Below are 26,337 nucleotides of genomic sequence, written 5' to 3' on the forward strand. Positions count from 1 at the left end.
ACGGCTTCAGTAGATGGGCAAACCAGGGTCTATTTGCTTGGCCCACTCCACTATTCCGCCCCGCAGATGGGACGCGTCGGCAAAACCGGCACCGACGACCGCGCTGAGCACTTCCGCGGACCTGATGCCGGTTTTGCAGTACAGCACGATCGGCACGTGCTGCGGCAACTCGGCCATGGCCGCACCGGAGAGGATTCGATCCTTGGAAATCAGGCGTGCGCCGTCGATGCGAACGATGTCCCACTCGACCGGCTCACGCACATCGATCAGAGCAACCTCGCGCCCGGACTCCATCATTGCCCGGAGCTGAACCGGGGTAACTTCCTCGCCGACGGATTCGACTGCCGGAACAACTCCGCAGAATGCCTCGTAGTCGATCATCTCGGTGATCGGGATCCGATGCGGATCGCGGGTCAACCGCACCGTTCGATAGGTCATTGCCAGTGCGTCGTAGATCATCAATCTGCCCAACAGCGTCTCGCCGATGCCGGTGATCAACTTGATGGCCTCGGTCACCATGACCGAACCGATCGAAGCGCACAACACTCCCAGCACGCCACCTTCGGCACACGACGGCACCATTCCCGGCGGCGGAGCCTCGGGGTACAGGTCGCGATAGTTGATGCCCACTCCCCCGGGTGCTGCATCCCAGAACACCGAAACCTGGCCCTCGAATCGATAGATCGAACCCCACACGTACGGAATGCCGACCAGGGCAGCTGCATCGTTCACGAGGTACCGGGTTGCAAAATTGTCGGTGCCGTCGAGAACGAGATCGTACTGTGCGAAGAGTTCGAGCGCGTTCGAGGAATCCAGTCGAACCTTGTGCAACGTCACCTCGACGCCGTCGTTGAGTTCGAGAATCGAATCTCTGGCACTGTCGGCTTTCGCCCGGCCCACATCGGAACGACCGTGGATGATCTGCCGTTGCAGATTGGACAGTTCGACATCGTCGAATTCCACGATTCCCAGAGTCCCGACACCTGCGGCTGCGAGATAGAGCAATGCAGGTGAACCCAACCCCCCGGCACCGACGACGAGTACACGGGCGTTGCGCAGGCGCTTCTGGCCGTCCGTTCCCACGCTGGGAATAATGAGATGACGGCTGTATCGCGCTACGTCCTCGGGCGTCAGTTCGCCCGCGGGTTCGACCAGGGGAGGTAGGTGGACCACGATGCAGCGACGCTCCTCGACTCGACACGGCGGCCGGTGACCCCGATCGCCACGTTCGAATCTAATCCCCCAGCTGGTCCGAAACCCAGCCGGTCACGCTCGCGGGTACGGCCACGGATTGAATCGACATGTCTTGCCGTCCATGGGGACTACACCCTCCGGATCCAGTCGTGCGATGTCGTCGTTGGACGTGCCGAACGTCTGTTGCATCATCACCGGCGCCAGGCCGCCGTCGGCCTCGCACGGCTGGTGCTGCTGGTAGCCGATTGCGTGTCCCACCTCGTGGTTGATCTGATACTGGCGGTACGAGCCGATGTCTCCTTGGAACGAGATCGCCCCGCGAACCCACCTCGGCTCGTTCAGGACGACTCGCTCGATGCCCGGGTTGTAGCAGGAGACTTCGAGCTGAATGTCGTAGCCGCACGCCTGCCGGATGGACATCTGCGACGTCAGCGAGATCCTGAAGTCGGGGTCCCCCTGGTCGATTCGCCGAAACGCGAAACGCGGGTCGTTCGTCCAGCTCTTGGGATTGGCGAGTGTCTGGTCCACCAGACGGCCGAACGACTCGTCGCCGCCGAATCCGACCGTGTCGACACCGTCCTCCACCTCGACCGTGTACGTGAACACCCGCTCGGTCCCCTGTCCCACCTGCTCGGTGGAACCGGCCACGGTGTGCCACGTTCCGGCACCCTGGACCGCGAAGGGGCCCCCGTCCGGCAGTTCTCCCGAGGAGATCGACGACGCGAAATTGCCGTCCGCCTGTGGCGGTACACCGATGATTCCGGTGCCCGAGGTCGTATCGGAGCTCAGAGCGCCGAAACCGGGATCGGCGTTGGTGGACTGCGCCGCGGTGCCGGTGACCGGGTCGCCGGTGCGCACGGCATCGAATACCACGAGCGCAGTGACCACGATCAGAACTGGAACCGCGTACGCCCGCCAGCCGTACGTCGAGGCGAACTTTCCGATCTTGCTCTGCTTGCGGACATCGCGGTCGGGTCGACGATTGCGTTGCTTGACCTCGCGCTGCGTCGGATCCCACTGCGCGCGCAATGGTTGATGAGAACCGCGACTACCCACCGTGCGTGGAAACTCGTCCGACCGATCGTCGTACTCGTCGTCGACGCCGCCCGACTGCACACCACCGCGGATACGCGGCCCGCCTCGGTCAGTCACTCGATCACGATCTCACAATCCTCACCGCCCGCTGCTCGGCACGCCGACAACGAGACCGGAACTATCGGGTTCTCGGTACGGAAACATCCTACAAACAAACCGTTCGACGTGATCCGGCTTCGAGCAATTCGTTCCTGGTCCCCCAGGATCCCGACCGTGCCGGACGCCACGAGTATCGTTGCCCGTGATCTGCGCTACGAGTGATCCGAACCGATGGCTACCCGCCGGAAGTTCACGACGGATCGCTCGCTGTCGAACCAAGACGAGCGCAGTTGTCGACGCGGATGGGAACGGAATTGATGACAGATCTCGACGACCGGAGGTCCTCGGACCGGCCGGCCACCACCGGCAATCGACGCAGCGCACGGCTGCCGCGCGATGCCCGTCGGGCGCAGCTGCTCGCCGCTGCGAGCGAAATATTCGTGACCCGCGGCTATCACGCGTCCGGAATGGACGAGATCGCCGAATGCGCAGGCGTCAGCAAACCGGTCCTCTACCAGCACTTCCCCGGGAAGCTCGAGCTGTATCTGGCGGTGCTGCAGAGCTACGTCGACACGTTGATCGCGGGCGTTCGCCAGGCCCTTCGCTCGACCACCGACAACCGACAGCGCGTGCGCGCCGCGGTACTGGCGTTCTACGACTTCGTCGACACCGACACTCAGGGCTTCCGCCTGGTGTTCGAGTCCGATCTGATGGGCGATCCCCAGGTCAACTCACGAGTCGAGCAGGCGACCGAGGCGTGCGTCGACGCCGTGTTCGATCTGGTCGCGCACGACTCGGGACTCGACCCGTATCGGGCCCGCGTGCTCGCCGTCGGTCTGGTCGGAGCGAGCCAGTTCACCGCCCGATACTGGCTGGAAGCCGACCGGCCCATATCCAAGGAAGACGCGGTGGACACCACCGTGTCGCTGGCCTGGGGCGGTCTGTCGCACGTTCCGCTGCAAGCCCCGTAGGAACCTCTTCCCGTTCAACGCCACACGCCCCTCACTCGACGTCGAGTGAGGGGCGTGTGGTGCGTTTCCCGGCCGTGTCAGGAGGTCGCGAATCCGACCTTCCGAGCATCGGACGGACCGATCTCGACGTACGACACCTTGGCGGCCTGGATCAAGAACTTGCGTCCCTTCTCGTCCTCCAACGACAGCACTCCATCCTTACCGGCGAAGGCGGTCGACACGAGCGCTTCGACCTCGGCCGGGGACTGCGTGCTGTTCACGACGAGCTCACGGGAACTCTCCGAAACACCGATCTTGACCTCCACGGTCAACCTCCGAACTCTCGACAACTCTGCTCACGCCAGGCTAGTGCAGCGGGGTCGGCCCAGACGGCCGACGCCCTGTGCTGTCAGCGAACACCGCCGTGTGTTGTCGGCGAACACCGGCGTCGGACGGGTCAGTCCAGGCCGAGCGAGGACATCCGCTCCGAGTGCTGTTCCTGCATCCGATCGAACAGCGCGACCACTCCGTTGAGGTCGCCCGAGGCGGTGATGACGAGATCGGTCAGCGACTCTCGCTGCGCGAGCACGAACTGAGCTTGGGTGATGGCTTCGCCGAGCAGGCGGCGACCCCACAGCATCAGCCGCGCCTTGTCCTGCGAGCTCGCCCGAACCCGCTCGGATACTTCGTGGACCACGAACTCCGAATGCCCGGTCTCGGCCAGCACGTCTCGCACGATCTCCGCGACGTCGGGATCGAGGCTGTGCGCGATCTGCCGGTAGAAGTCCGCTGCGATCCCGTCGCCCACGTAGGCCTTGACCAGGGACTCCAACCACGTCGACGGAGTGGTCGATGCGTGGTATTCGTCCAGAGCGCGCACGAACGGAGCCATCGAGGCATATACGTCGAGACCCCGAACGGACAACGCTCGCTCCAGCGTCTCGAAGTGGCTCATCTCCGCCGCCGCCATGCTGGCCAGGGCCACGCGCCCCTCCATCGACGGCGCCATTCGCGCATCTTCGGCCAGGCGATAGAAGGCCGAGATCTCACCGTAGGCGAGTACCGCGAACAGGTCCGGAACTCCCGGATGATCGTGCGCGATGGCCGGCTCGGCCGGCTCGACGAGCGTGGTGGATGCATCTATGGACGACGACGACTCCGGCGAGTGGGCTCCCATGGGTGGCAATCGTAGTCCCGTGCGCGACGCCCCGCCGCGGCGCGCGTCGTACCTGCCGTGACCGGCCGACCATGGTGAATTCGGCTCGGCAAGCTACCATGGTGCTCGATCGTCGCTCGCGGACCGATGGAACGGACCGAAGAACATGTGACGGTCATCGATAATGTGCGCGCACCTGATCCGGGTCGCCTCGACAGCTTCGCCGCAGCGGACATCGCAGTCCGTGGCCGCGCTGAGGCTGACGGCGACATCACATCGGATTGAGGGCATCGACTTCGGCCGGCAATAGGCCTGTGCCCTTCCTTGTGCGCGCGTTCGGACACGAGGAAGGCCAGTCCCCTGAGCAAGATAGTCATCGACCAAGAATCCGAGACCGGCGACACGACGTTGTCGGCGCAACTCGACGACACCCACGTACCTCCCACGTTCGCGGAACTGAACGTCGACGCGGCCATCGTTCGCGCTCTCTCCGAGATGGGAATCGAGCGCACCTTCGCCATCCAGGAGCTGACGCTGCCGCTCGCCATCGCGGGCGACGACCTCATCGGTCAGGCACGTACCGGCATGGGCAAGACGTTCGGCTTCGGTGTTCCACTTCTGCACCGGCTCGCCACGGACAACTCCGGCACCACCCCGCTCGACGGCACTCCGCGTGCCCTGATCATCGTGCCGACCCGTGAACTGTGCGTCCAGGTCAGCTCCGATCTCGAGAACGCCTCCAAGTACCTCAGCGGTGCCAACGGACCCGTCAAGGTGCTCTCCATCTACGGTGGCCGCCCGTACGAGGCTCAGATCAGCGCGCTGCAGAACGGGGTCGACGTCGTCGTCGGAACTCCCGGCCGTCTGCTCGACCTCGCCAAGCAGAACCACCTGATTCTGGGCAAGGTCGGCGTACTCGTTCTCGACGAAGCCGACGAGATGCTCGACCTCGGGTTCCTTCCCGACATCGAACGCATCCTCGGCATGGTGCCCGACAAGCGTCAGACGATGCTGTTCTCAGCCACGATGCCCGGCCCGATCATCACGCTGGCGCGCACCTTCCTGACGCAACCGACGCACATCCGGGCCGAAGAAGCGGAGTCCTCCGCCGTCCACGACCGCACCGCCCAGCACGTGTACCGGGCGCACGCACTCGACAAGGTCGAGATGGTGGCCAAGGTCCTCAAGGCCGAGGGCCGCGGCGCGACGATGGTGTTCACTCGCACCAAGCGCACCGCTCAGAAGGTCGCCGACGAGCTGGCCGAGCGTGGCTACTCGGTCGGTGCCGTGCACGGTGACCTCGGTCAGGTCCAACGCGAGAAGGCCCTCAAGGCGTTCCGCACCGGGAAGATCGACGTTCTGGTGGCCACCGATGTCGCAGCACGCGGTATCGACATCGACGACGTCACCCACGTCATCAACTACCAGTGCCCCGAGGACGAGAAGACCTATGTGCACCGCATCGGTCGCACCGGCCGCGCCGGACGCACCGGCATAGCAGTCACCCTGGTCGACTGGGACGACATCCCCCGCTGGCAGCTGATCGACAAGGCGCTCGATCTCGGTATGCCGGATCCGGTCGAGACCTATTCGAGCTCACCGCACCTGTTCACCGACCTCGGTATCGCCACGGACGCCACCGGCACTGTGCGCAAGGCACCCTCGCGCGCCCCGGAGAAGGCGGAGGAAGACAACGAGACCGACGCGGCAGCGCCAGCCGCGGACGCATCGTCGGCAGCGACCAAGCCCCGCCGCTCGCGCAGTCGCCGTCGCACTCGTGCAGGGCAGGGCGGCGAGACCGCAGGCTCGGCCGCGGCGTCGAACGATTCCCCATCTGCCGCGACTTCGGTTGGCGAACAGTCGGATACGACCGATACGGCGTCCGCCGACACGGCCACGAAGACTGCCCCGCGCCGCCGCAGGCGCCGTCGCTCCGGTGGATCCTCGGCCGATGCCGGACCGTCGACTGCGAGCGCTTCGGAGTAGTCTCCCTTCGTGCTGGCTCCAGAACGTCGGACGAGAACCGACCTCGTCGTCGCCGCCGTCATCGCAGTTGTGGTGGTCGTGGCCGCGAGCATCGCCTGGTTGACCGGCGACGCCCGCGGTACCACGTCGATTTCCGCCGCGGAGCCACTGCCTCAGCCCGAGCCGGCAGCGTCGGTGCCCACAGCTCTCACCGAATTGTGGCGTGCGCCGAGCGCAGCAACGGATCCCGCGCGTACCCCGGCTCCCGTCGTCGCCGGATCCACGGTGGTCACTGCCGATGGCGGCTCCGTCCTCGGCCGTGATCCGCGGTCGGGAGAGCAGTCCTGGTCCTACACACGCGATCTCCCGCTGTGCTCGGTGGTCGCAGCTTGGAACACGGCAATCGCGGTCTACCGCGACGATCGCGGTTGCTCCCAGGTGACCGAACTCGACGGATCCACCGGGCAGCGCAAGGCACAACGCACGTCCGACGCCGACGATGCGGTTCGCCTGTCGTCCGACGGCACTTATGTGACGTCGAGGGGCGACACCCGCATGGAGTTGTGGCGATCGGACATGGTGCGCACCCTCGAGTACGGTCGCGTGGATGCTCCGGTCAATCCTGGTAGTCAGCCGAGAACCGGGTGCACCCTGCTGTCCTCGGCGTCGACGAACTCGCGGACAGCCGTGCTGGAGCAGTGCCCGGGCGAGGCTGCTGCGCGCTTGTCTCTGATCAACCCTGCTCCCAAGGACGCGAGTGAACCCGAGGAGTACGGGTCGACGGTGGTGCCCGAACTCGTTCCCGGGCCCGACTCCCCTACTGCCGGACGCGTCATTGCCGTCACCGGAAGCGTTGTCGCGCTGTACCTTCCAGCCGAGAACGGCGCGCCCGATCGGATCGGACTCTACGACAACACGGCTTCGCGGATATCCGAATTCGACCTCGCTTCCACCCTGTCCCCCGAGCAGGACTCACCGAATTCGCCTGCGACGAAGGCAGGCTCGGTGTTCACCTGGTTCACCGGTACCGGGGTGCAGGCGCTCGATTCCACCGGCTTGTCCCCCGTGTGGTCCATCCCCGGAGCCCTCGGAAGCGGAGCCGTCATGGCCGGCCGGCTTCTCGTCCCCGTGCCCGACGGTATCGCGGTGGTCGATCTCACCACCGGCGCGTCGATCGACGAGTTACCCGTGGACCGAGGCGACTACATCGGTCCGGTGCAGACGTCGGTCATCGGCGATGTGATCGTCGAGCAGCGCGGTGACGACGTGGTCGCTCTGGGCTGATCAGGCCGTCGTTCGCCCGGTGCTACACAGCCGGCGCGTAAGTCTTCAGCTCGGCTCCGTCGTTCCAGTGCGCCAGCAGGTTCTCGGCAAGTTCTCGATACGCCTGCGCGCCCTTGTTCTTTCGCCCCGACAGTACCGTCGCGCCCGATGCGCTGGCCTCGGCGAAGCGAACGGTCCGCGGGATCGGCGGCGCGAGGACCGGGAGCGAATATCGGTCGGAGACATCGCCGAGCACGTCCCTGCTGTGGGTGGTTCGAGCATCGAACAGGGTGGGGAGCGCACCGAGCAGCGTCAGGTCGGGGTTGGTGATCTGCTGCACCTCGGACACCGTTCGCAACAGCTGCCCCACTCCCCGATGGGCGAGGGTTTCGCACTGCAGAGGTACCAACACCGACTGCGCGGCAGTGAGCCCGTTGAGGGTCAGTACCCCCAAAGACGGCGGGCAATCGATGACGACGACATCGAAGTCGTCGAGTATGGGAGCGAGCGCGCGCTTGAGTGCGAATTCGCGACCCGCCCGCATCAGCAGTAGGGCTTCGGCACCGGCGAGATCGATCGTGGCCGGCAACAGGACGATTCCTTCCGCCGTTTCGATCAGCACGTCCTCCACCTTGGCGTCCCCGGTCAACACCTCGTGTACGGAGGAATCGAGCTTGTCGGGGTTGTGCCCCAGAGAGAACGTCAGGCAACCCTGCGGGTCGAGGTCGACCACCAGGACGCGTCGGTCGAGCGCGTGCAGCGCTGCTGCGAGCGAGGCCACCGTGGTGGTCTTGGCCACGCCGCCCTTCTGATTCGCTACCGCAAGAATTGTCGTCACGGCTTTGATCCTTGCCTACATTCTGCGGATGAGCGAGAGTTCGGCACCTCTCGGGCGCGTCAGTGCAGGACGATCGGTGCCGCCGCCCCCTTGCTCACATGCTTGGTTCGGGGCAGGAAGAACGCGGGAACGAACGTGGCGACGATGAGAACCAAGGCAACCATGAAGGTGGTACCGAAGGCTCTGGCCGAGATGTCGAACGCATCGGCCTGGTTGGTGGCGGTCAGTGCGGGCTTCTGCTGAGCTGTCAGCACCACCGACATCAAGGCGGTACCGATCGAGCCGGCGGCCTGCTGAACGATGTTCATCAAAGTGGAGCCGCGAGCGACGGTTTCGTCGGTCAGTGTCTGCAGGGCCGCCGTCATGATCGGCATCATCGTCGATCCGAGGCCGAGGCCCATCACGAACAGGGCACCGATCAGCAGCGTGTAGGACGTGCTGGTGCCCACCTGCGTGAACACCGCCATACCCGCGGTGATGAGCACCATGCCCACGAGCACGATTCTGCCGGGGCCGGTCTTGTCGGCGATCACCCCCGCGATCGGCATCGCGATCATCGCGCCGATGCCCTGCGGGGCGAGCAGGAGCCCAGCGGACAGAGTCGATTCGCCGCGCAGCAGGAAGTAACTGGGGAACAGCAGGCCCGCGCCCATGAAGGCCACCATGAACAGCGTCGTGGTGATGACCGCTACGGACAGCGATCGGTTTTTGAACAGTCGCAAGTCGATCAGCGGGTGCTCCACACGGAGCGCGTGGAAGACGAACAGGACGATCAGTACCAGGCCGACGAGAACCGGAGCCAGCACCTTCACGGCAAGGACGGTTTCGGTTTCGACGACCGAGGACGCGCCGTAGAGAAACAGTGCCAGACCGGGCGAGAGCATCAGCATGCCGCGGAAGTCGAAGGATTCGGACGGAGTCGGGTTGTCCTTGGGGAAGATGGCCACAGCGGCAACAAGCGCAACGATGCCGATCGGCAGGTTGATCAGGAAGATCCAGTGCCAGCTTGCTGCCTCGATCAGCCAGCCGCCGAGAATGGGGCCTGCGATGGGGCCGATGAGCATGGGAACACCCAGCACGGCCATCACTCGGCCGATGCGCTCGGGACCGGCAGCGCGGGTCATGATCGTCATGCCCAGCGGCATCAGCATGCCGCCCCCGAGCCCTTGCAACACTCGGAACACGATGAGCGAGGTGATGTCCCAGGCGAAGCTGCACAGCACCGAACCGAGTACGAACAGCACGAGCGCGGTGATGTAGAGGCGTTTGGTTCCGAAACGGTCGGCGGCCCACCCGGTCAGGGGTATGACGGTTGCCAGCGCGAGCGTGTAGCCGGTCATCGTCCACGCGGCGTTGGCGTACGTCGTATCGAACACGTCGGTGAATGTCCGGAGAGCAACGCTGACGACGGTGACATCGAGGATGGACATAATCGCGCCGAGTACGACGACGCCGGCAATTTTCAACAGCGCTCCGTCGAGCTTCTGCGGTGCGTCGGTCGCCTCGGGCTTGCTCAGGTCGGTCATGGTTCTCCAGATCGGTGATCGAAAGCTACGAGGCGTCCCGAGGCCACGCAGGCTCGGAGCCGAGTCGCACGACGGCGAAGATTCAAGTGAGAGTAACCGGCCGGTAGGTCTGTGCTCAATGGAATTTTCGGACACATATCCGGCGTGACTATGACAAAGGCCACATCGCGGTTACAGGCATGATCGTCTTCATGACCACACACGGCGGCGTCGAGGCCGGCAGAGTTGTCCTCCTACGGCATGGGGAAACCGAATGGGCCCTGGCCGGCAAACACACCGGAAGTACCGACGTCCCTCTCACGAGCGTCGGCGAGCAACAGGCTGTCGACGCCGGCTCACTGTTGCAGCTGCTGAAGTTGCGCGATCCGCTGGTGATCTCGAGTCCGCGGGAGCGCGCCCGTAGAACCGCCGACCTGGCAGGCCTACATGTCGACCGAACGTGGGATGCGTTGTCGGAGTGGGACTATGGAGACTACGAGGGCATCACGTCGACGCAGATCCACGAGACGGTTCCGCACTGGACCGTGTGGACGCATCCGTGCCCCGGTGGTGAGTCGATCGGTGACATCGCGGTGCGGGTGGAGCTGGTGCTCTCGGTCGTCCTACCACTGCTCACCGACCGTGACGTCGTATTGGTCGGTCACGGCCACTTCTCCCGCGCGCTCATCGCCGGCTGGACCGAGGCTCCGATCACCGAGGGCAAGCGGTTCGCGCTCTCGCCTGCCGCGTATTCGCTACTCGGGTTCGAGCATTCGTTCCGCCAGCTCGTCGCGCACAACGTGCACCCCTCGATTCTGACCGCAGCGTCCGCTCGAAAGGAAGACAGTCGATGATCCGCCGCGCCACCGAGGCCGATGTTCCCGCCATCACCGGTTTGGTCCACGAGCTCGCTGCGTACGAGAAGTCGTCGTCACTGTGCACCGTTCGAGACGAGCACCTTCGTCGTGCGCTGTTCGGTGCCCAGCCATCGGTGTTCGCACACGTCGCCGAGCAGGAGGGGGTCGTGGTGGGGTGTGCACTCTGGTTCCTGAACTTCTCCACTTGGGACGGCGTCAACGGTATCTATCTGGAGGACCTCTACGTGCAGCCCGCCGCGCGCGGAGGAGGCTTCGGACGAGGGTTGCTCGCCGCGTTGGCCGCCGAGTGCGTCGCCCACGACTACACGCGGTTGACGTGGTCGGTTCTGGACTGGAACACCCCGTCGATCGGCTTCTACCGATCGTTGGGTGCGCAGCCGCAGGACGAGTGGACCACGTACCGGTTGACCGAGGATGCGTTGGCCGAGTTGGCCGCGACGGCGCGGTGACGGTTCGGTTCAGCCGAGCTCGTCGTCGACGTCGCTGTATTCGGCTGCCATCCACCGCGACGAGGGCGGGCTGAACAGCAGAACGAGCACACCGGTCACCACAATGCCGAGAACGACGCCGTAGACGGTCTGGTGCGACCCGGTCAACAGCGACCAGACGACGGGCAGCAGCAGCAGCTGCACGACGGTGGCAATGGCCCTGCCCCAGCGTTTGCCGAGGATGAGTGCGACGCCCGCAGCCCCGACTCCGACACCGAGGACTCCGAACCAACCGGCGGTGCCGTAGCCATTGGCGACAGCGTTGTCTCCTTCGCCGGAGACCGCCCGAACGAGTAGAACGAACGCGGCAATCAACGAGGCCGCGCCCTGTGCTGCGACGAGGACCCCGGCGGATCGGAAGGTGGCCGGAGGAGCGATGCTCTCGGGTGTTGGGGTGGGCACGCGACCAGCCTAGGACCCGGGAGTGGAGCCTGCGGAACGACCCACTCGAGGCGGGAGTGGAGCCTGCGGAACGACCCAGGAAGAGGGCAACTGGAGCCTGCGGAACGACCCAGGAACCAGGCAAGTGGAGCCTGCGGAACGGCCCCGATAGTGTTGGATCTCGTGCGTGCGCTGTTGATCGTCAACCCCAATGCGACTTCTACGACGGCTGCGGCTCGGGATCTGCTGGCCCATGCGTTGTCGAGTCGTGTTCGAGTCACTGTTGCGCAGACGACTCATCGTGACCATGCGTCGGAACTCGCGCGCAGTGCCCGTGAGGACGGCATGGGTCTGGTGATCGTTCACGGTGGTGACGGGACGGTCAACGAGGTGATCAACGGTTTGCTCGGGGTGCCGTTACCGACGTCGATGCAGGCGGTGACGATCGGCGCCATTCCGCCGATCGCCGTCGTTCCCGGCGGCAGTGCAAACGTGTTCGCGCGATCACTCGGTATCGCGGCAGATCCGGTGGCGGCGACCAATCAGTTGATCGGCCTGCTCGATGCGCGAGCTCGGCGAACGATCGGCTTGGGCCACTGTGACAATCGCTGGTTCACGTTCAATGCGGGTATGGGTTTGGATGCCGATGTGTGCCGGGCGATCGATGCCGGTCGCAAGGACGGCAAGCCGGTGTCCGCGACGCGGTATCTGCGGTCGGCTGTGCAGGAATTCTTCAAGCACAAGCGTCGGCCTGCCCGGTTGACGGTGGAGGTTCCCGGTCAGGATCCCTTCGAAGGGGTGCACTACGCGTTCGTGTCGAATTCGAGTCCGTGGACCTATCTGAACGAGCGGCCTGTGCACACCAATCCCGGCACGGGTTTCGATTCGGGTCTCGGTGTGTTCGGGATGCGTTCGACTGCCCTGTTCCCTACGCTTCGGGTGTCGCGACAGTTGTTGGCCAAGGGCGCGGAACCCAAGTCGCGCAAGCTGATTCGAATCGACGACGTCCCCAGTGTCCGCATTTCTTCCACCGAGCCGGTGGGGTTGCAAATGGATGGGGACTACTTGGGCGAACGTACCGAAGCGGAGTTCTTCGCCACTCCCGATGCGTTGGAAGTCGTCGCTCCGACCAGGTGATACGCGGTCGTTCCTCGCGCACAGGGATGTCAGAAGGGCAGTTTCCTGCGAAAAGACGAGCGAAATCCGGCAGCTCGGGGTACAAAGGAGCGCAGAAGGCTAAAGCGAGCCTAACAGAGTGAGCTTGACCACGGTCACGCGCGTATCCCTTGACTTCACCTGAGTTCGTGAAAGCATTCACAAGCAACAGTGCGGAAACATTGGTTACCCACTCGTGAACAGAAGAGAAACGAAACGGCGCTTCGGCGCCCGGTAAGGAGCAGAGGATGGACTGGCGCCACAAGGCAATTTGTCGCGATGAAGATCCGGAACTATTTTTCCCGGTGGGAAACAGTGGCCCGGCGCTCGCGCAGATCGCCGATGCCAAAGTCGTCTGTACTCGGTGCCCCGTCACCGCTGAATGCCTGTCCTGGGCACTCGAATCCGGCCAGGACGCAGGAGTATGGGGCGCAATGAGTGAAGACGAGCGCCGTGCACTCAAGCGACGCAACGCACGTACGCGCGCACGCAGCTCCGTCTAGGACGCATACGCAGCAACTCGGAGGGCCCGGTACCCGCGCAAGCGGATACCGGGCCTTTTCCATGCCACGGGCCACCGACCGCGTAACGCAATGTTCACCGACGAGGCGTCATGCACGCGGTGCGCGACGCCCCAGAGGGACTCTCAGCATCGCGTCGGTTCCGCCACCCGATGCCGGATGCAGGCCGAGCGAACCGTTCAACTCGACCGAGACCAGAGTGCGCACGATCTGCAGTCCGAGACCGTCCGAGCGTTCGAGGGAGAACCCGCTCGGTAACCCGCGCCCATCGTCATGGATGACGACGTCCAACCATTTCGCGGAGCGATCGGCGCTGATTCTCACCACTCCGGCAGATCCGGCGTCGAAACCGTGCTCCATCGCGTTCTGTACCAATTCGGTCAGCACCATCACCAGCGGTGTTGCTCGCTCTGCCGAGAAGACTCCGAGCTTGCCTTCTCGTGCCACCCGGACCCGCGGATTCACCGTCGCGATGTCGAGCATGATCGGCACCAAGCGGTCGACGATCTCGTCGAGGTCGACCTCCTCGTCCACCGACATCGACAACATTTCGTGCACCACGGCAATGGACGTCACCCGACGGACCGATTCCGCCAGCGCTGTACGTGCTTCCTCGTTCTCCAGGCGACGGGACTGCAGCCGGAGCAGGGCCGCGACGGTCTGCAGGTTGTTCTTCACCCGATGATGGATCTCCCGGATGGTCGCGTCCTTGCTGAGCAGGGCGCGATCGCGTCGTTTCACCTCGGTGACATCACGGACGAGCACAGCAGCACCTGCCGACCGCCCACGGGGCTGAAGCGCGAGGGTGCGCACGAGGACGGTGGCCCCGCGGGCATCGACCTCCATTCGATGGCCCACGTTGCCGCTGAGGGACGACCGAATGTGGTCGGCAACCTCTTGTGAGTCGAACGGATCGGTGACCAGCGATCGAGTGACCGACGCGAGATCTCGGCCGGACAGTTCCGTCGTCAGTCCCATCCGGTGGTAGGCCGACAGCGCATTGGGGCTCGCGTAGTCCACCCGGCCCTCGGTGTCCACGCGAATGAAGCCGTCGCCTGCTCGGGGAGACGAGTTCACGTCGGTGCGCTCCTCCGGTGTGGGAAACGTTCCTTCGCTGATCATCAGACACAGATCGTCGGCGCATTCACGGTAGGCCACCTCGAGCGCACTGGGCGGTCGAAGCTGAGCCGGGTTGGTGTCGCGCGTGAGCACCGCGATCACGTGCTCTCCGCAGCGCACCGGAATGCTCTCGCTTCGCGTCAGGACGCCGCCCTGGACGATCTCACGTTGCTGCAGGGCGACCATCACATCCGGATGCTCGGACTCGGAAATCGTGGTGCCCACGATGTCGTGTGTGAACACCGTCGGCGCAGTGGTCGGCCGACACTGGGCAACACACAGCACGTCGGCGGTTCCGGTGGACACGTCGTCGGTACCGACCCACAACAACACGTCCGCGAACGAGAGGTCGGCCAACAGCTGCCACTCCCCCACGACACGTTGCAGGTGGTCGACCGCAACGCCCGGGAGGTCGGTGTGCTCGGCCAACAGGTCACTGAGGGTCGACACGAGATATCGGTCGGCCGTGGCTCAGGACACGACGGCGATGAGGTCGCCCTGTTGAATGACGTCGCCGACGGCCACATCCACGGACGTGACCGTGCCCGCCGTCTCGGCCAGCACCGGAATTTCCATCTTCATCGACTCCAGGATGACCAGGGTGTCACCCACCTCGACCGCGTCACCTCGAGCCACGACCACCTGAAACACCGTGGACACCATCTCCGCGCGAACGTCCTCGGACATCGGCGAACCCCTCTCTCACGTCACCACGAACCGCGCTGGACACCCACCGGAGACCAGGCCCGTCACAGTAAGCCAATCACACGTGGGAGACTGTACTGAACAAACGAGAGGAGCCCATCATGGGAAAGCGTGGACGTAAGAAGCGTGCTCGTAAGGGCAACAAGGCCAACCACGGCAAACGTCCGAACAGCTGACGGTTTGCCACAAGCCGCGAGGGGCCGAGAAGCAGATGCTTCTCGGCCCCTCGTCGTTCGGTGAGTCGTCGTTCGGTGAGTCGTCGTTCGACCCGTCTTCGGCTACTCGGAGTCGACCTGCCGAGTGAGCACGGTCCGGCGGATCTCGATACTCAGCCGTTCACGGAGACCGGCCGGTGCCTGGTCACCTCCGCACTTGCGCGAGATCAGTCGCTTGACCTTCTCTTCGATTCCGTAGGCCTCGAAGCACGACCCACACTCGTCTATGTGCTTCTGCAGGCGCGTTCGGCTGGCCTCGTCGCACTCGTTGTCGAGCATGATCCACACGTCCGCGATGACTGCCGAGCAGTCGAGTCGCTCGAACTGCTCGTCTCCGTCGGTGTTGCCGGTGCCCGTCATTGGACTACCTCCTGCTCGTGCCGGTCGACTGCGCCGTCCCGGTTGAATCCACGCTCGCGTGCCACGTCGGCCAGCAGTCCTCGGAGTTGTTTGCGTCCGCGATGCAGACGCGACATCACCGTTCCGATGGGCGTTCCCATGATCTCGGCGATCTCCTTGTACGGAAAGCCCTCGACATCGGCGTAGTAGACGGCCATTCGAAACTCTTCGGGAAGGGACTGCAACGCCGCTTTGATGTCGTCGTCCGGCAACGCGTCCAGCGCCTCCACCTCGGCGGAGCGCAGGCCTGTCGACGTGTGCTCGGCGGTCGCAGCGAGCTGCCAGTCGCTGATCTCGTCGGTGGGGTACTGAGCGGGCTGACGCTGCTTCTTGCGGTAGGAGTTGATGTAGGTGTTGGTGAGAATCCGGTACAGCCAGGCCTTCAGGTTTGTACCCTCACGAAACGACCGGAAAGCCGAGTAGGCCTTCACGAACGTTTCCTGAACCAGGTCCTCGGCGTCGGCGGGGTTGCGCGTCATCCGCAATGCCGCGCCGTAGAGCTGATCGAGCATCGGCAGCGCGTCGCGCTCGAAGCGCTCGGTCAACTGCACACCGGTCTCGGCTGCCCTCTGCTCCGCGATCGCCTTCTCGTCGTCTACTGGAGCGACGGGATTGCTGGCTTCTGTCACGCTGATCCCTTCGATAGCTTCCACCGCCCAGGCTACCGCGCCCGAAGTCGACTTCTGCGAAGAGATCACCCCCTTCAACACGAGGGGACGTCCCGCGGTCAGCACTGCCATTCGTCTTTCCTTCCGCCTGCATCCGTATCTGTGGTTACACAACACGGGTTGGCACCGCCATGTTCCCGCGCTGGAACTAGAGTTCAGCGGATGGCTGCGTCGACCCCCGCTCTTGCGCTGCTCACGGCACACAAGGTGGCGCACACCGTGCATTCCTACGAGCACGATCCGCAGGCGCAGTCCTACGGCGAGGAGGCGGCTCGGGTGCTCGTCGACCGACTCGGGGTTCGACCGGAACAAGTCTTCAAGACCCTGATCGTCGAACGGGCGGACCGGTCGCTGGCCGTCGCGATCGTTCCCGTCACGACGATGCTCTCGCTCAAGTCCGCGGCGACCGCTCTGGCCACCAGAAAGATCGCAATGGCCGACAGGGCTGCCGCCGAACGTTCCTCCGGCTACGTCTTCGGTGGAATTTCACCTCTCGGCCAACGCAAGTCCCTCCCCACAGCCATCGACGACTCCGCTCTGAAGTTCGAGACGATTCTGTGCAGTGCAGGCCGCCGTGGCCTGGAAATCGAACTCGCCCCGGCCGACCTCGTCCGGCTCACCCGCGCCACAACCGCTCCCATCGCCGCGCGCTGATCGCGAATGAGCGAAGATGGACGCGTGAGCAATTGGACAGCACCCGCCGCGGCCGCACCCGTCGATGCGACAGTCACACTGCCCGGATCGAAATCCATCACCAATCGCGCACTGATCATCGCCGCCCTCGCATCCGGCCCGTCGACGATCGTCGGTGCCCTCCGCAGCCGTGACACCGACCTCATGATCGACGCTCTGACGACTCTGGGGATCGACATCACCGCCGCAGACGACGACAGGACGACACTGCGAGTCACTCCGGCACCGCTGCACGGCGGATCGGTGGAGTGCGGGCTGGCAGGCACCGTCATGCGCTTCGTGCCGCCTCTCGCTGCACTCGCCGACGGCGAAGTATCGTTCGACGGCGACGAGCAAGCACGCATCCGCCCTCTCGACACGATCCTCGATGCACTGCGCGCCGTGGGTGCCGAGATCGAAGGCAGCGCGCTTCCGTTCACGATGCGCGGTACGGGCTCGCTGCGCGGCGGGACCGTCGAGATCGACGCCTCGGGATCCTCGCAGTTCGTCTCCGGTCTGATGCTGTCGGCGGCGGCGTTCGACGACGGAATCGAGATCCACCACATCGGTAAGCCCGTTCCGTCCATGCCGCACATCGACATGACCGTGGAGATGCTGAGGCGAGCCGGAGTGCGCGTGGACACTCCCGAAACCGGTGGCGACGCGAACACCTGGCGTGTGTACCCGGGTCCGATCACACCGATCGAGTGGATCATCGAGCCGGATCTGTCCAATGCCACCCCGTTCCTGGCCGCCGCAGCCGTCACGAGAGGCAGAGTGCGCGTTCCGAATTGGCCACAGTCGACCACCCAGCCCGGTGACGCGATCCGCGAGATCCTCGCGCTGATGGGCGCTCGGGTCGACCTGACTGCGGGCACCCTGACGGTGGAGGGTCCGGATACGTTGCGCGGCATAGACTTCGATCTCCATGACGTCGGCGAGCTGACACCGACGGTCGCGGCGCTCGCAGCCCTCGCCGAGGGACCGTCGATTCTCCGCGGCATCGCCCACCTGCGCGGTCACGAGACCGACCGACTCGCGGCGCTCACCACCGAAATCGTCCGGCTCGGTGGGCGTGCAGTGGAAACCGACGACGGCATCAGGATCGATCCGGTACCGCTGCACGGCGGCAGCTGGCGCGCCTACGCCGACCACCGGATGGCCACGGCCGGCGCCATCGTCGGATTGCGTGTCCCCGGCGTCGAGGTCGACGACATCGGCACCACCGCCAAGACCCTTCCGGGCTTCGAGAAGCTTTGGGACGCAATGCTGTCCACCACCACATCGAGCGAGGTCGGCTCCTGACCGCCCGTCGATACGACGAATCCGACGTCCGCATTCGACCGGGTAAGAGTTCTCGACCCCGCACCAAGACTCGACCCGAACACAACGACGCCGAAGCAGGAATGGTCGTCTCGGTCGACCGAGGCCGATGGGGCTGTGTGCTCGGCGGCGACCCGACCCGACCGGTCGTGACGATGCGCGCCCGCGAGCTGGGCCGGACCCCGATCGTGGTGGGCGACGAAGTCGACATAGTGGGAGACCTGTCGGGCAAGGTCGACACCCTGGCTCGTATCGTGCGCGTGGCCGAGCGCCGCACGGTCCTGCGGCGCACCGCGGACGACACCGACCCGTTCGAGCGCGTCGTGGTGGCCAATGCAGACAGGTTGCTCATCGTGGCGGCACTCGCAGACCCGCCGCCGCGCACCGGTTTCGTCGAACGAGCTCTGGTCGCCGCGTACGTCGGTGGCCTCGAACCCGTGCTGTGCCTGACGAAGAGCGACCTGGCCGCCCCCGAGGAATTCACCGCGGCATTCGCCGATCTCGACGTTCCCGTGGTGTTGGCAGGTCAGTCCGAGGACCTCACTGAACTGACCGCGATGCTGACTAACGACGTGACCGCCCTCATCGGCCACTCGGGCGTCGGAAAATCCACTCTTGTCAACAGATTGGTGCCCGATGCCTATCGGGCCACCGGGGTGGTCTCGGGCGTCGGAAAAGGCCGTCACACCTCGACGCAGTCGGTGGCGCTACCGCTGCCGGGCGGCGGCTGGGTGGTCGATACGCCGGGTATCCGGTCGTTCGGACTCGCGCACATCTCCCCCGAGAACGTCGTCGCTGCGTTCTCCGATCTGGCCGACACGATCGAAGACTGCCCGCGTGGGTGCACCCACCTCGGCCCTCCGGCCGACCCCGAATGTGCCCTCGACTCCCTCACCGGGGACGCGGCACGACGCGTCGCTGCCGTTCGTCTACTTCTCGAAGCCGTTCGAACGAACGAAGCCTGGTAGACACCCGAAAGTGTCTACCAGGCTTCGCTACCCAATCGGCGGCGGTCAGGCTGCCTTGCCGACCAATTTGCGAATTCCCTTGCGCTTCTTGGTTTCCGCGATTGCAGTGCGCAGACCGCGACGCTTGCCGGTCTCCGGGTCGACGGTGAACAGGCCGGCGGGAGCATCGGCCCACTTGCGCTCCGACGCGGTCTCGGGAGCATCGTCGCTCGTTGCCTTCAAGTACTTGTTGGGCAGCGACAGCTTCGCGATGGTGCGCCACGACAGGAAGTACTGGTGCACGATCGAACCGGTCGTGTACGGCAGGTCGTACTTCTCGGCGAGCTCGAGAACCCGAACCTTGATCTCCCGCAGTCGATTGCTGGGGAGGTCGGGGAACAGGTGGTGCTCGATCTGGTAGCACAGGTTGCCGCTCATGAACTCCATGACGGGACCGGCATTGAAATTCGCGCTGCCGAGCATCTGACGCAGGTACCACTGCCCCTGCGTCTCGCCTTCCATGTCGGACTTGGTGAACTTCTCCGCACCGTCCGGGAAGTGACCGCAGAAGATGACGGTGTTGGTCCACACGTTGCGCATCATGTTGGCGACGATGTTCGCCGTCAACGTGCTCTTCCAGGCGGGACCGGTGAGCAACGGATGGAGGACGTAGTCCTTGCCGATCTGCTTGCCGACCTTCTCCAGTACTTCGCGCCGCTTCTGCTCGAATTCCTCGCGCGGGACTCGGCCCTTGGCCACCTTGCCCAGTTCGAGGTGCTGAAGCGCCACTCCGTACTCGAAGAACAACTGCAGCAGCAGGTTGTAGACGGGGTTGCCGATATTGAAGGGCTTCCACCGCTGATCGCGGGTGACCCGGAGCAGGCCGTAGCCCACGTCGTCGTCCATACCCAACACGTTGGTGTACTTGTGGTGGATGTAGTTGTGCGTCTGCTTCCAGTGCGCCGACGGACCCGTGTTGTCCCATTCCCACGAGGTGGAGTGGATCTCCGGATCGTTCATCCAGTCCCACTGTCCGTGCATGACGTTGTGACCGAGTTCCATGTTCTCGATGATCTTGGCGACCCCGAGCATGGCAGTTCCGACCAGCCACGCCGGACGATGGCGGCTGGCGAACAGAACGGCCCTACCGCCGATATCGAGGGAGCGCTGCAAGCGGATCGTGTTCTTGACGTACCGGGCGTCGCGTTCGCCTCGAGACGCCTCGATGTCCCGCCGAATCGCGTCGAGTTCGTGGCCCAACGTTTCGATGTCGGCATCGGTCAGATGCGCGTATTCTTTGACGTCCGTAATCGCCATGGCAAACAACCTCCTGGCAGTCGTGAACACACAGCACGCATGTATGCGCTATGTGCAATTCCGTCCCTACCGTACCGTAACTTACGGTTCCGTAGGTTACGGGCGGAAATCTGTGTGACGATTCACAATGAAACGCGGTCGCCCGAACGGCGAAGAGCCTTGGCCTGACGCTTGGCTTCCTTCTTGGCGTTGCGCAAGCTCACGCGCGCCTCTTGCATGGCCGAACGCAGGCCGCGACGCTGCCCGGTGAGCGGATCGATTCGGAGCGCATGAACTGCGGGCGAATCGCCGACCCGCCAACGCCGCTCGGACGACGTCTCGGGAGCGTTGTCGGACGTGGCTCGCAACCACGAGTCGGGCAGTGACAGCTTGTGGATGGTCCGCAGCGCAAGCAGGTACTGCTTGCCGAGCGACCCTGTGGTGTAAGGCAAGTCGTACTTCTCGCACAGTGCGTGCACCTTCTCCGCGATCTCCGAGTACCGGTTGCTCGGCAGGTCCGGGAACATGTGGTGCTCGATCTGGTAGCAGAGGTTGCCGCTCATGAAGGCCATGACGGGACCGGCCTCGAAGTTGGCGCTTCCCAGCATCTGACGCAGGTACCACTCTGGGCGCGTCTCGGTCTCGAACTGGCCGATCGTGAACTTCTCCGCACCGTCCGGGAAGTGGCCACAGAAGATAACCGCGTACGCCCACAGATTCCGGACCAGATTGGCGGTGGCGTTGGCGGTCAGCGTGGACTTCCACGCCGGGCCGGACAGTGCGGGAAACAGGACGAAATCCTTACCGACCTGCTTGGCGATCTTGCGCGCGAACGCGCGGCTCGCCGGAGACTTCAACAGACCTTTCTCGCCCTCGCCGTCCAACTGCTTCTGAGCGTCGTAATCGTGCAGTGCGATGCCCCACTCGAAGGTGGTGGCCAGCACGATGTTGGCGAGCGGCTGAATGAGATTGATCGGCTTCCACGGCTCGTCGCGGGTCATGCGCAGGATGCCGAAGCCGATGTCGTCATCCATGCCGACGATGTTGGTGTACGTGTGGTGCGAGTAGTTGTGGGCGCGTTTCCACTGCTCAGACGGTCCGGTCTGATCCCACTCCCACGAGGTGGAGTGGATCTCCGGATCGTTCATCCAGTCCCACTGGCCGTGCATGACGTTGTGACCGAGTTCCATGTTCTCGATGATCTTGGCGACGCTGAGCATCGCGGTCCCGGCAAGCCATGCCGGTCGATACTTGCTACCGAGCAACACCGCGCGCCCACCGAGTTCCAGTAGTCGCTGCAGTCTGATCGTTCGGCGAATGTAGGCGGCATCGCGCTCGCCGCGGCTGTCTTCGACGTCGCGGCGGATCGCATCCAGTTCGCGACCGAATGCTTCCATGTCTTCTTCGCTCAGGTGCGCGAATTCTTTGATATCGGTGATGGCCACCGGGTCCTCCAACAGTTGAGTGCAGTGCCCGAAATATCGTGGTTCGGCATGGGCAACCTACGTAAGCGTAACCGAACAGCCTGAGAAGGCAGTGTGCGAAAAACAGACCTACAGTTCCAATGTGCAGTCGCCCGCAGCAGCGGAAATGCACGTTTGCACACGATCGCCCTCGCTGTGCTCCTTGCCGGAACGAAGGTCGATGACGTGCCCTGCGGTCAACGGGACCACACACGTCTGGCAGATACCCATCCGGCAGCCGAACGGCATCTGAACTCCCAGACTCTCGCCGGCTTCGAGAAGGCTCGTAGCCCCGTCGACAGCAATGTTCCTGTCGGATTTGGAGAACGTCACGGTGCCGCCGGCACCGGAAGTGTCGGCTCGGGAGATCTCGAACCTCTCGAGGTGAAGCCTGTCCTCGATGCCCTCGCGCTTCCAGGTCTTCTCGATCTCTTCGAGGAGAGCCGCGGGGCCACAGGCCCAGGTGTCGCGCGTCCGCCAATCGGGGTACAGCTCGTCCAGCGAGGCCAGCGCGAACTTGCCGTCTGACCGCGTCAGCTGCACGTGGGAGGTGAAGTTGGGATGAGATTTCTCCAACGCGGAGAGCTCGGCGGCGAACATGACCTCGTCCTCGGTGGGAGCCGAGTGGATGTGCACCGTGTCGGGCATGTCCCCGTGTCGATCGAGTGCCCGCAGCATCGAGATGATCGGAGTGATTCCACTGCCCGCAGTGACGAACAGGATCTTGTTCGGCGGCGGAACCGGCAGCGCGAAATTTCCCTTCGGCGCGGCCAGCCGAACGATTGTTCCCTGCGGCACGCCGCCGACGAGGTGCGAGGACAGGAAGCCCTCGGGCATCGCCTTGACCGTGATGGAAATCAGCTTGTCTTCCCAGTTCGGCGGCGAGGTCAGCGAGTACGACCGCCAGTGCCACCGTCCGCCGAGGTGCAAACCGATTCCGATGTACTGACCCGGCTGGTAATCGAAATTGAAACCCCAACCAGGCCTGATCACCAGCGTCACCGCGGTCGCGGTCTCCTGCTCCACTCGCACGATGCGGCCTCGCAACTCACGCGCCGACCACAGTGGGTTCGCCAGATGAAGGTAGTCGTCCGGCAACAAGGGAGTGGTGATGCGGGTGAATGCACCGCGCACCATGTTCAGTCTGGGACGCCTGGGTGCCGAGACGCCGGCCGCAGGAGCTTCCAGCCATTTCTTCAGATCCATCGGGTGTTCCATCCCCTCGATCGAGACTCCGAGCCGCATCCGGCCATCGAGGTTACGCTACCGTAGGTTCGCGGTCAGGGTCACCTTTGCCACGACGGTGCGGGGACGATCACAGCGTACTCACAGCAGTTCGAGGAGAAACGACAACTCCTGCGGGGCGTACCACGCCAACGTGTGATCCTCGGCGTCTCCGAGCACGAACTCCGCGTCGGCGTCACCCATGTCGGCAGCATCGACTGCCGCCGCAGCCTTCGCGACTGCCGATTCGGCCCCTTCGAGGTCGACGTGCACCGACGCGACCTGATCCATCCGCAGGGGCTCTTTCAACCGAACGACGGCATCGTCGAGATCGGGTCGCAGGGTGGGGTCGTCCACATCGGCTGCGATCACCGCTCGTCGATACACCACACCCTCGGCGACCGTGCCGGAGTCGGCTTCGTCGTCGACGGCCGCTGCGATCAAGCGCAGCGAGGCCCTGGCGGCCTCCCCCATCGCCACCTCGGCCAGCTCCTCGTCGTCGCCGGAGGAATATGCCTCACGCAGAGTCGGCGTCACCGCGAACGCCGTCCGCGAGACCGGGCTGAATTCACCGTCCGCCGACAACACTTTCAAGAACTCCAGCGTCGCTGGAACGTAGACACGCATTGCAGAAGACCTCACACTCTCGATTCGTTACTCGCGTCGACCAATTCTTCCAGCGCCTCGTGCAGCAACGCCGTCACCACGTCCACGTCGGGCATGGCACCTCGATCGGCGTTGAGCCCGAAGAACACGAAACCGTCGTACGACGTCAAGCCGATGCTCATCGCCTGGTTCTCGAACAACGGCGAGACCGGATACATCTCGAGCATGCGTGCGCCGCCGACGTAGAGCGGAAACTGCGGTCCGGGAGCGTTGGTCACGATCAGATTGAACACCCGCTGAGACAGTCGGCTGCCTGCCCGCGCGCCCATGGCGTGCAGACTCGCAGGCGCAAATCCGGTGATGCGCATCAGCGTCTGCGCGGTCACGCCCCGGCTCTGATGTGCATGTGCCTCGGTGGCGTGTGCGATGTGCGAGAGCCGAACCACCGCATTCGACTCACCGACGGGCAGGTCGACGAGGAAGGACGAGATCTCGCTGCGATCGTCCTCGGCCGGCTCGGCAGGCCTGTCGCCCACATCGCCGAAACCGACGCGATCGGCGGAGACGTACACCGACATCGGCACCATGGCCCGGACCGTCGACGACGCGGTCACGGGTTCGCCGCGCGAAAGCAACCAGTTTCGCAGCGCGCCGGTGACGACCGCGAGCACCACGTCGTTGATCGAACAACCGAAGCGATTATGGATTTTGCGATAGTCCGACAGCTCGGTCTTGGCCACCGCGAATCTGCGGTTTCGCGAAATCGGAGCATTGAGCGGACTCGACGGAGCGCTCTGGGTCGCGGTGCGCAGCAAGGCCGCAACCTTGCCGGCAGCACGCACCGCGTCACCCGCGACACCGGCCATGCCGTTCACTGCGCCACGCAGAGCCTCGATACTCTCCCCCGGCCGCACGACCAACTCGGTCAGCGCGTCGATGACGAGAGCAGAATCCTTGGGCTCGCGAGCGGGCATCCACAGTTCCTCGGCAACCGGCGGCGGATTCTTGCTCGCGTCGAGGATCACCTGACCGATGTCGAGTGCGTGCTCGCCGTCGACGAGCGCCGAGTGGGACTTGGTGAAGATGGCAAAACGGTTCTTCGACAGTCCCTCGACCAGGTACATCTCCCACAAAGGCCGAGTGCGGTCGAGGGGTCGCGAGGTCAGCCGTGCGATCAGATCGTGCAACTGATCGTCCGAACCCGGCTTCGGAAGCGCCGAGCGCCGGATGTGGTAGGTGATGTCGAAATCCGCGTCGTCGACCCATACCGGTCTGGCCAGCCCGAAGGCGACTTCGCGAACTTTCTGCCGATACCGGGGAACCAGCGCCAATCGCTGTTCGACCAACGACAGCAGACGCTCGTAACTGAACCCGCTGCGAGGGGTTCGAAAGATCGCGAGCGAGCCGAGGTGCATAGGACTGCTACTGGCCTCGAGAAAGTAGAACGACGCATCCTGCGCTGTCAGCCTGGTCGCCATCGCGTGTTCCAGTCTCCGTCCTTGCGTGGAGTTCGCACCCGTTCGAGTAGGTCGGGCGCGCGGTGTGGCTCGAACCTAGAGTACGTGGCGGACCAGCGCCGGTCGTGGGGTCGGTCGAGGACACGTGTCGGCGGAATCGACCTGCTTCGTCGGGGAACCGAACGCCGCCGTGGACCGTCAATGTCGGTGTGAGCGTCATGGAAACGAACGAACCGCCGGACACCCCGCGTATTTCGGGGACGAGCCCCCGACCACACGCCGAGCCGCATTGCTTCCTCTCGCGTGCCGCTCCCTTCGAGCCGCCGCTCTCGTCCACGACCGTGCACACGTGGGATCCGGTGGCGGCCACCGAGCCGAGGCCGGTGGTACATCGAACGTCGGTGCGCAGCAACCGTTCTCGACGACGCACCGAGCCGGTCGGTCGACCGGTCGTACCCGCCGACGCGCGGTCGTCGGCGGACCGCGCGATGCGCATGCTGATCGAAGTGATCGACCGCCGACGGAGTGCCGATCAACTCTCGGTGTTGTTCACCACACCGATGATCGACCTGGTACGAACCATCGTGCGCAACCCACCGCCGGGGCGACGGCTCGGATTCGCCGCCGTGCACCGAGTCCACGTCGTGTATCAGTCCGATGTCTCCGCGGAGATATTCGGCTCGTACACCCGCGGCCCGCGAATGTTCGCCTTCGCGGGCCGGATCGAATTGGCAGTCGATCCACGCCGTCCCGGGTGGACGGTCACGTCGTTGCGAGTGGGGTGAGAGTCGCCTCGCGGTGAGGCGACCGTGATC

General features: G+C 64.4%; 28 protein-coding genes. 12 read left to right on the forward strand and 16 right to left on the reverse strand.

The window, feature by feature from the left end; genetic code table 11:
* Nucleotides 1-6 precede the first annotated feature (6 nt).
* Together moeZ and CH305_RS25010 are read right to left on the reverse strand one after the other, a co-directional pair.
* Nucleotides 7-1,173 (reverse strand): adenylyltransferase/sulfurtransferase MoeZ, encoded by a 1,167-nt coding sequence (gene moeZ / locus CH305_RS25005; RefSeq protein WP_094705150.1) that lies wholly within the window; start codon nt 1,171-1,173, stop codon nt 7-9.
* A 93-nt stretch (nt 1,174-1,266) separates the two neighbouring features.
* Complete coding sequence (locus CH305_RS25010) at nt 1,267-2,346, reverse strand: DUF3152 domain-containing protein (RefSeq protein ID WP_032403086.1); 1,080 nt, start codon at nt 2,344-2,346, stop codon at nt 1,267-1,269.
* 299 nt (nt 2,347-2,645) lie between these two features.
* Here CH305_RS25010 and CH305_RS25020 point away from each other — a divergent pair, with 299 nt between their 5' ends.
* Nucleotides 2,646-3,299 (forward strand): TetR/AcrR family transcriptional regulator, encoded by a 654-nt coding sequence (locus tag CH305_RS25020; protein WP_032378141.1) that lies wholly within the window; start codon nt 2,646-2,648, stop codon nt 3,297-3,299.
* A 77-nt stretch (nt 3,300-3,376) separates the two neighbouring features.
* Here CH305_RS25020 and CH305_RS25025 read toward each other — a convergent pair whose 3' ends face one another.
* Together CH305_RS25025 and CH305_RS25030 are read right to left on the reverse strand one after the other, a co-directional pair.
* Nucleotides 3,377-3,604, reverse strand: coding sequence for a DUF3107 domain-containing protein (locus CH305_RS25025; RefSeq protein WP_170944847.1), 228 nt, complete (start codon nt 3,602-3,604; stop codon nt 3,377-3,379).
* Between the two features lie 131 nt (nt 3,605-3,735).
* A complete protein-coding gene (locus CH305_RS25030) occupies nt 3,736-4,455 on the reverse strand; it encodes a ferritin-like fold-containing protein (protein WP_032376916.1) in 720 nt (239 codons plus the stop codon).
* A gap of 303 nt (nt 4,456-4,758) precedes the next feature.
* Between CH305_RS25030 and CH305_RS25035 the strand changes: the two genes are divergently transcribed.
* Together CH305_RS25035 and CH305_RS25040 are read left to right on the forward strand one after the other, a co-directional pair.
* On the forward strand, nt 4,759-6,420 hold the full coding sequence (locus tag CH305_RS25035; protein WP_094705152.1) for a DEAD/DEAH box helicase: 1,662 nt from the start codon (nt 4,759-4,761) through the stop codon (nt 6,418-6,420).
* 9 nt (nt 6,421-6,429) lie between these two features.
* Nucleotides 6,430-7,683, forward strand: a complete 1,254-nt coding sequence (locus CH305_RS25040; protein WP_094705154.1) for a hypothetical protein — start codon at nt 6,430-6,432, stop codon at nt 7,681-7,683.
* A gap of 22 nt (nt 7,684-7,705) precedes the next feature.
* On the opposite strand, the gene CH305_RS25045 is transcribed toward CH305_RS25040, so the two are convergent.
* Together CH305_RS25045 and CH305_RS25050 are read right to left on the reverse strand one after the other, a co-directional pair.
* Nucleotides 7,706-8,500 carry a ParA family protein gene (locus CH305_RS25045; RefSeq protein ID WP_094705156.1) on the reverse strand — a complete coding sequence of 265 codons (795 nt, stop codon included), beginning with the start codon at nt 8,498-8,500 and terminating at the stop codon, nt 7,706-7,708.
* A gap of 59 nt (nt 8,501-8,559) precedes the next feature.
* Nucleotides 8,560-10,026: a DHA2 family efflux MFS transporter permease subunit gene (locus CH305_RS25050; RefSeq protein WP_094705158.1), complete on the reverse strand. Its 1,467-nt coding sequence runs from the start codon at nt 10,024-10,026 to the stop codon at nt 8,560-8,562.
* 191 nt (nt 10,027-10,217) lie between these two features.
* On the opposite strand from CH305_RS25050, the gene CH305_RS25055 reads away from it, so the two are divergent.
* Nucleotides 10,218-10,859, forward strand: coding sequence for an acid phosphatase (locus CH305_RS25055; protein ID WP_094610669.1), 642 nt, complete (start codon nt 10,218-10,220; stop codon nt 10,857-10,859).
* Complete coding sequence (locus CH305_RS25060; RefSeq protein WP_032403083.1) at nt 10,856-11,332, forward strand: GNAT family N-acetyltransferase; 477 nt, start codon at nt 10,856-10,858, stop codon at nt 11,330-11,332. Before CH305_RS25055 ends, CH305_RS25060 begins: the two co-directional genes overlap by 4 nt.
* A 9-nt stretch (nt 11,333-11,341) precedes the next feature.
* Here the strand turns inward: CH305_RS25060 and CH305_RS25065 are convergent, their stop codons facing one another.
* Nucleotides 11,342-11,773, reverse strand: a complete 432-nt coding sequence (locus tag CH305_RS25065; protein ID WP_094705160.1) for a hypothetical protein — start codon at nt 11,771-11,773, stop codon at nt 11,342-11,344.
* 162 nt (nt 11,774-11,935) lie between these two features.
* On the opposite strand from CH305_RS25065, the gene CH305_RS25070 reads away from it, so the two are divergent.
* Both CH305_RS25070 and CH305_RS25075 read left to right on the forward strand, forming a co-directional pair.
* A complete protein-coding gene (locus CH305_RS25070) occupies nt 11,936-12,889 on the forward strand; it encodes a diacylglycerol kinase family protein (RefSeq protein WP_032403551.1) in 954 nt (317 codons plus the stop codon).
* A 266-nt stretch (nt 12,890-13,155) separates the two neighbouring features.
* The gene (locus CH305_RS25075) at nt 13,156-13,410 is read left to right on the forward strand and encodes a WhiB family transcriptional regulator (protein WP_032366305.1); all 255 of its coding nucleotides are present in this window, start codon (nt 13,156-13,158) and stop codon (nt 13,408-13,410) included.
* 108 nt (nt 13,411-13,518) lie between these two features.
* Here the strand turns inward: CH305_RS25075 and CH305_RS25080 are convergent, their stop codons facing one another.
* Together CH305_RS25080 and CH305_RS25085 are read right to left on the reverse strand one after the other, a co-directional pair.
* Complete coding sequence (locus CH305_RS25080; RefSeq protein ID WP_032403081.1) at nt 13,519-14,997, reverse strand: sensor histidine kinase; 1,479 nt, start codon at nt 14,995-14,997, stop codon at nt 13,519-13,521.
* A 21-nt stretch (nt 14,998-15,018) separates the two neighbouring features.
* Nucleotides 15,019-15,234: a biotin/lipoyl-binding carrier protein gene (locus CH305_RS25085; protein ID WP_008717734.1), complete on the reverse strand. Its 216-nt coding sequence runs from the start codon at nt 15,232-15,234 to the stop codon at nt 15,019-15,021.
* A gap of 119 nt (nt 15,235-15,353) precedes the next feature.
* Between CH305_RS25085 and CH305_RS29775 the strand changes: the two genes are divergently transcribed.
* On the forward strand, nt 15,354-15,428 hold the full coding sequence (locus CH305_RS29775; protein ID WP_370878772.1) for a 50S ribosomal protein bL37: 75 nt from the start codon (nt 15,354-15,356) through the stop codon (nt 15,426-15,428).
* Between the two features lie 102 nt (nt 15,429-15,530).
* Here the strand turns inward: CH305_RS29775 and rsrA are convergent, their stop codons facing one another.
* Together rsrA and CH305_RS25095 are read right to left on the reverse strand one after the other, a co-directional pair.
* Entirely contained in the window at nt 15,531-15,827 is a 297-nt protein-coding gene (gene rsrA, locus CH305_RS25090; RefSeq protein ID WP_032376909.1) for a mycothiol system anti-sigma-R factor, read from the reverse strand.
* Nucleotides 15,824-16,606 (reverse strand): sigma-70 family RNA polymerase sigma factor, encoded by a 783-nt coding sequence (locus tag CH305_RS25095; RefSeq protein WP_094610605.1) that lies wholly within the window; start codon nt 16,604-16,606, stop codon nt 15,824-15,826. The genes rsrA and CH305_RS25095 overlap by 4 nt, the downstream gene beginning before the upstream one ends.
* A gap of 90 nt (nt 16,607-16,696) precedes the next feature.
* Between CH305_RS25095 and ybaK the strand changes: the two genes are divergently transcribed.
* The 3 genes from ybaK to rsgA are packed head-to-tail and all read left to right on the forward strand — an operon-like array spanning nt 16,697 to nt 19,497.
* Nucleotides 16,697-17,188 carry a Cys-tRNA(Pro) deacylase gene (gene ybaK, locus CH305_RS25100; protein WP_094610606.1) on the forward strand — a complete coding sequence of 164 codons (492 nt, stop codon included), beginning with the start codon at nt 16,697-16,699 and terminating at the stop codon, nt 17,186-17,188.
* 6 nt (nt 17,189-17,194) lie between these two features.
* A complete protein-coding gene (gene aroA, locus CH305_RS25105; protein ID WP_094705162.1) occupies nt 17,195-18,511 on the forward strand; it encodes a 3-phosphoshikimate 1-carboxyvinyltransferase in 1,317 nt (438 codons plus the stop codon).
* Nucleotides 18,463-19,497 (forward strand): ribosome small subunit-dependent GTPase A, encoded by a 1,035-nt coding sequence (gene rsgA, locus CH305_RS25110; RefSeq protein ID WP_052077613.1) that lies wholly within the window; start codon nt 18,463-18,465, stop codon nt 19,495-19,497. Before aroA ends, rsgA begins: the two co-directional genes overlap by 49 nt.
* 45 nt (nt 19,498-19,542) lie before the next feature.
* Here the strand turns inward: rsgA and CH305_RS25115 are convergent, their stop codons facing one another.
* From CH305_RS25115 to CH305_RS25135, 5 genes are all read right to left on the reverse strand, one after another.
* The gene (locus tag CH305_RS25115) at nt 19,543-20,793 is read right to left on the reverse strand and encodes a fatty acid desaturase (protein ID WP_094705164.1); all 1,251 of its coding nucleotides are present in this window, start codon (nt 20,791-20,793) and stop codon (nt 19,543-19,545) included.
* A 122-nt stretch (nt 20,794-20,915) separates the two neighbouring features.
* The gene (locus tag CH305_RS25120) at nt 20,916-22,217 is read right to left on the reverse strand and encodes a fatty acid desaturase (RefSeq protein WP_032403549.1); all 1,302 of its coding nucleotides are present in this window, start codon (nt 22,215-22,217) and stop codon (nt 20,916-20,918) included.
* 108 nt (nt 22,218-22,325) lie between these two features.
* The gene (locus tag CH305_RS25125) at nt 22,326-23,441 is read right to left on the reverse strand and encodes a ferredoxin reductase (RefSeq protein ID WP_037156208.1); all 1,116 of its coding nucleotides are present in this window, start codon (nt 23,439-23,441) and stop codon (nt 22,326-22,328) included.
* A 120-nt stretch (nt 23,442-23,561) separates the two neighbouring features.
* Entirely contained in the window at nt 23,562-24,086 is a 525-nt protein-coding gene (locus CH305_RS25130; protein ID WP_032376904.1) for a hypothetical protein, read from the reverse strand.
* An 11-nt stretch (nt 24,087-24,097) separates the two neighbouring features.
* Entirely contained in the window at nt 24,098-25,543 is a 1,446-nt protein-coding gene (locus CH305_RS25135; protein WP_037155777.1) for a wax ester/triacylglycerol synthase family O-acyltransferase, read from the reverse strand.
* Between the two features lie 197 nt (nt 25,544-25,740).
* On the opposite strand from CH305_RS25135, the gene CH305_RS25140 reads away from it, so the two are divergent.
* Complete coding sequence (locus CH305_RS25140) at nt 25,741-26,307, forward strand: Rv3235 family protein (protein ID WP_141215925.1); 567 nt, start codon at nt 25,741-25,743, stop codon at nt 26,305-26,307.
* Nucleotides 26,308-26,337: the final 30 nt, after the last annotated feature.

It is taken from the genome of Rhodococcus sp. 15-649-2-2, assembly GCF_002258645.1.
Classification (GTDB): domain Bacteria; phylum Actinomycetota; class Actinomycetes; order Mycobacteriales; family Mycobacteriaceae; genus Rhodococcoides.

Bases quoted from the DNA above. Each gene is read 5' to 3' on its own strand.
- CH305_RS25020 (WP_032378141.1), top strand. From the start codon at position 2,646: ATGACAGATCTCGACGACCGGAGGTCCTCGGACCGGCCGGCCACCACC.
- CH305_RS25030 (WP_032376916.1), bottom strand. From the start codon at position 4,455: ATGGGAGCCCACTCGCCGGAGTCGTCGTCGTCCATAGATGCATCCACC.
- CH305_RS25050 (WP_094705158.1), bottom strand. From the start codon at position 10,026: ATGACCGACCTGAGCAAGCCCGAGGCGACCGACGCACCGCAGAAGCTC.
- CH305_RS25055 (WP_094610669.1), top strand. From the start codon at position 10,218: ATGACCACACACGGCGGCGTCGAGGCCGGCAGAGTTGTCCTCCTACGG.
- CH305_RS25060 (WP_032403083.1), top strand. From the start codon at position 10,856: ATGATCCGCCGCGCCACCGAGGCCGATGTTCCCGCCATCACCGGTTTG.
- CH305_RS25075 (WP_032366305.1), top strand. From the start codon at position 13,156: ATGGACTGGCGCCACAAGGCAATTTGTCGCGATGAAGATCCGGAACTA.
- CH305_RS25085 (WP_008717734.1), bottom strand. From the start codon at position 15,234: ATGTCCGAGGACGTTCGCGCGGAGATGGTGTCCACGGTGTTTCAGGTG.
- rsrA (WP_032376909.1), bottom strand. From the start codon at position 15,827: ATGACGGGCACCGGCAACACCGACGGAGACGAGCAGTTCGAGCGACTC.
- CH305_RS25095 (WP_094610605.1), bottom strand. From the start codon at position 16,606: ATGGCAGTGCTGACCGCGGGACGTCCCCTCGTGTTGAAGGGGGTGATC.
- ybaK (WP_094610606.1), top strand. From the start codon at position 16,697: ATGGCTGCGTCGACCCCCGCTCTTGCGCTGCTCACGGCACACAAGGTG.
- aroA (WP_094705162.1), top strand. From the start codon at position 17,195: ATGAGCGAAGATGGACGCGTGAGCAATTGGACAGCACCCGCCGCGGCC.
- CH305_RS25115 (WP_094705164.1), bottom strand. From the start codon at position 20,793: ATGGCGATTACGGACGTCAAAGAATACGCGCATCTGACCGATGCCGAC.
- CH305_RS25125 (WP_037156208.1), bottom strand. From the start codon at position 23,441: ATGGATCTGAAGAAATGGCTGGAAGCTCCTGCGGCCGGCGTCTCGGCA.
- CH305_RS25130 (WP_032376904.1), bottom strand. From the start codon at position 24,086: ATGCGTGTCTACGTTCCAGCGACGCTGGAGTTCTTGAAAGTGTTGTCG.
- CH305_RS25135 (WP_037155777.1), bottom strand. From the start codon at position 25,543: ATGGCGACCAGGCTGACAGCGCAGGATGCGTCGTTCTACTTTCTCGAG.
- CH305_RS25140 (WP_141215925.1), top strand. From the start codon at position 25,741: ATGGAAACGAACGAACCGCCGGACACCCCGCGTATTTCGGGGACGAGC.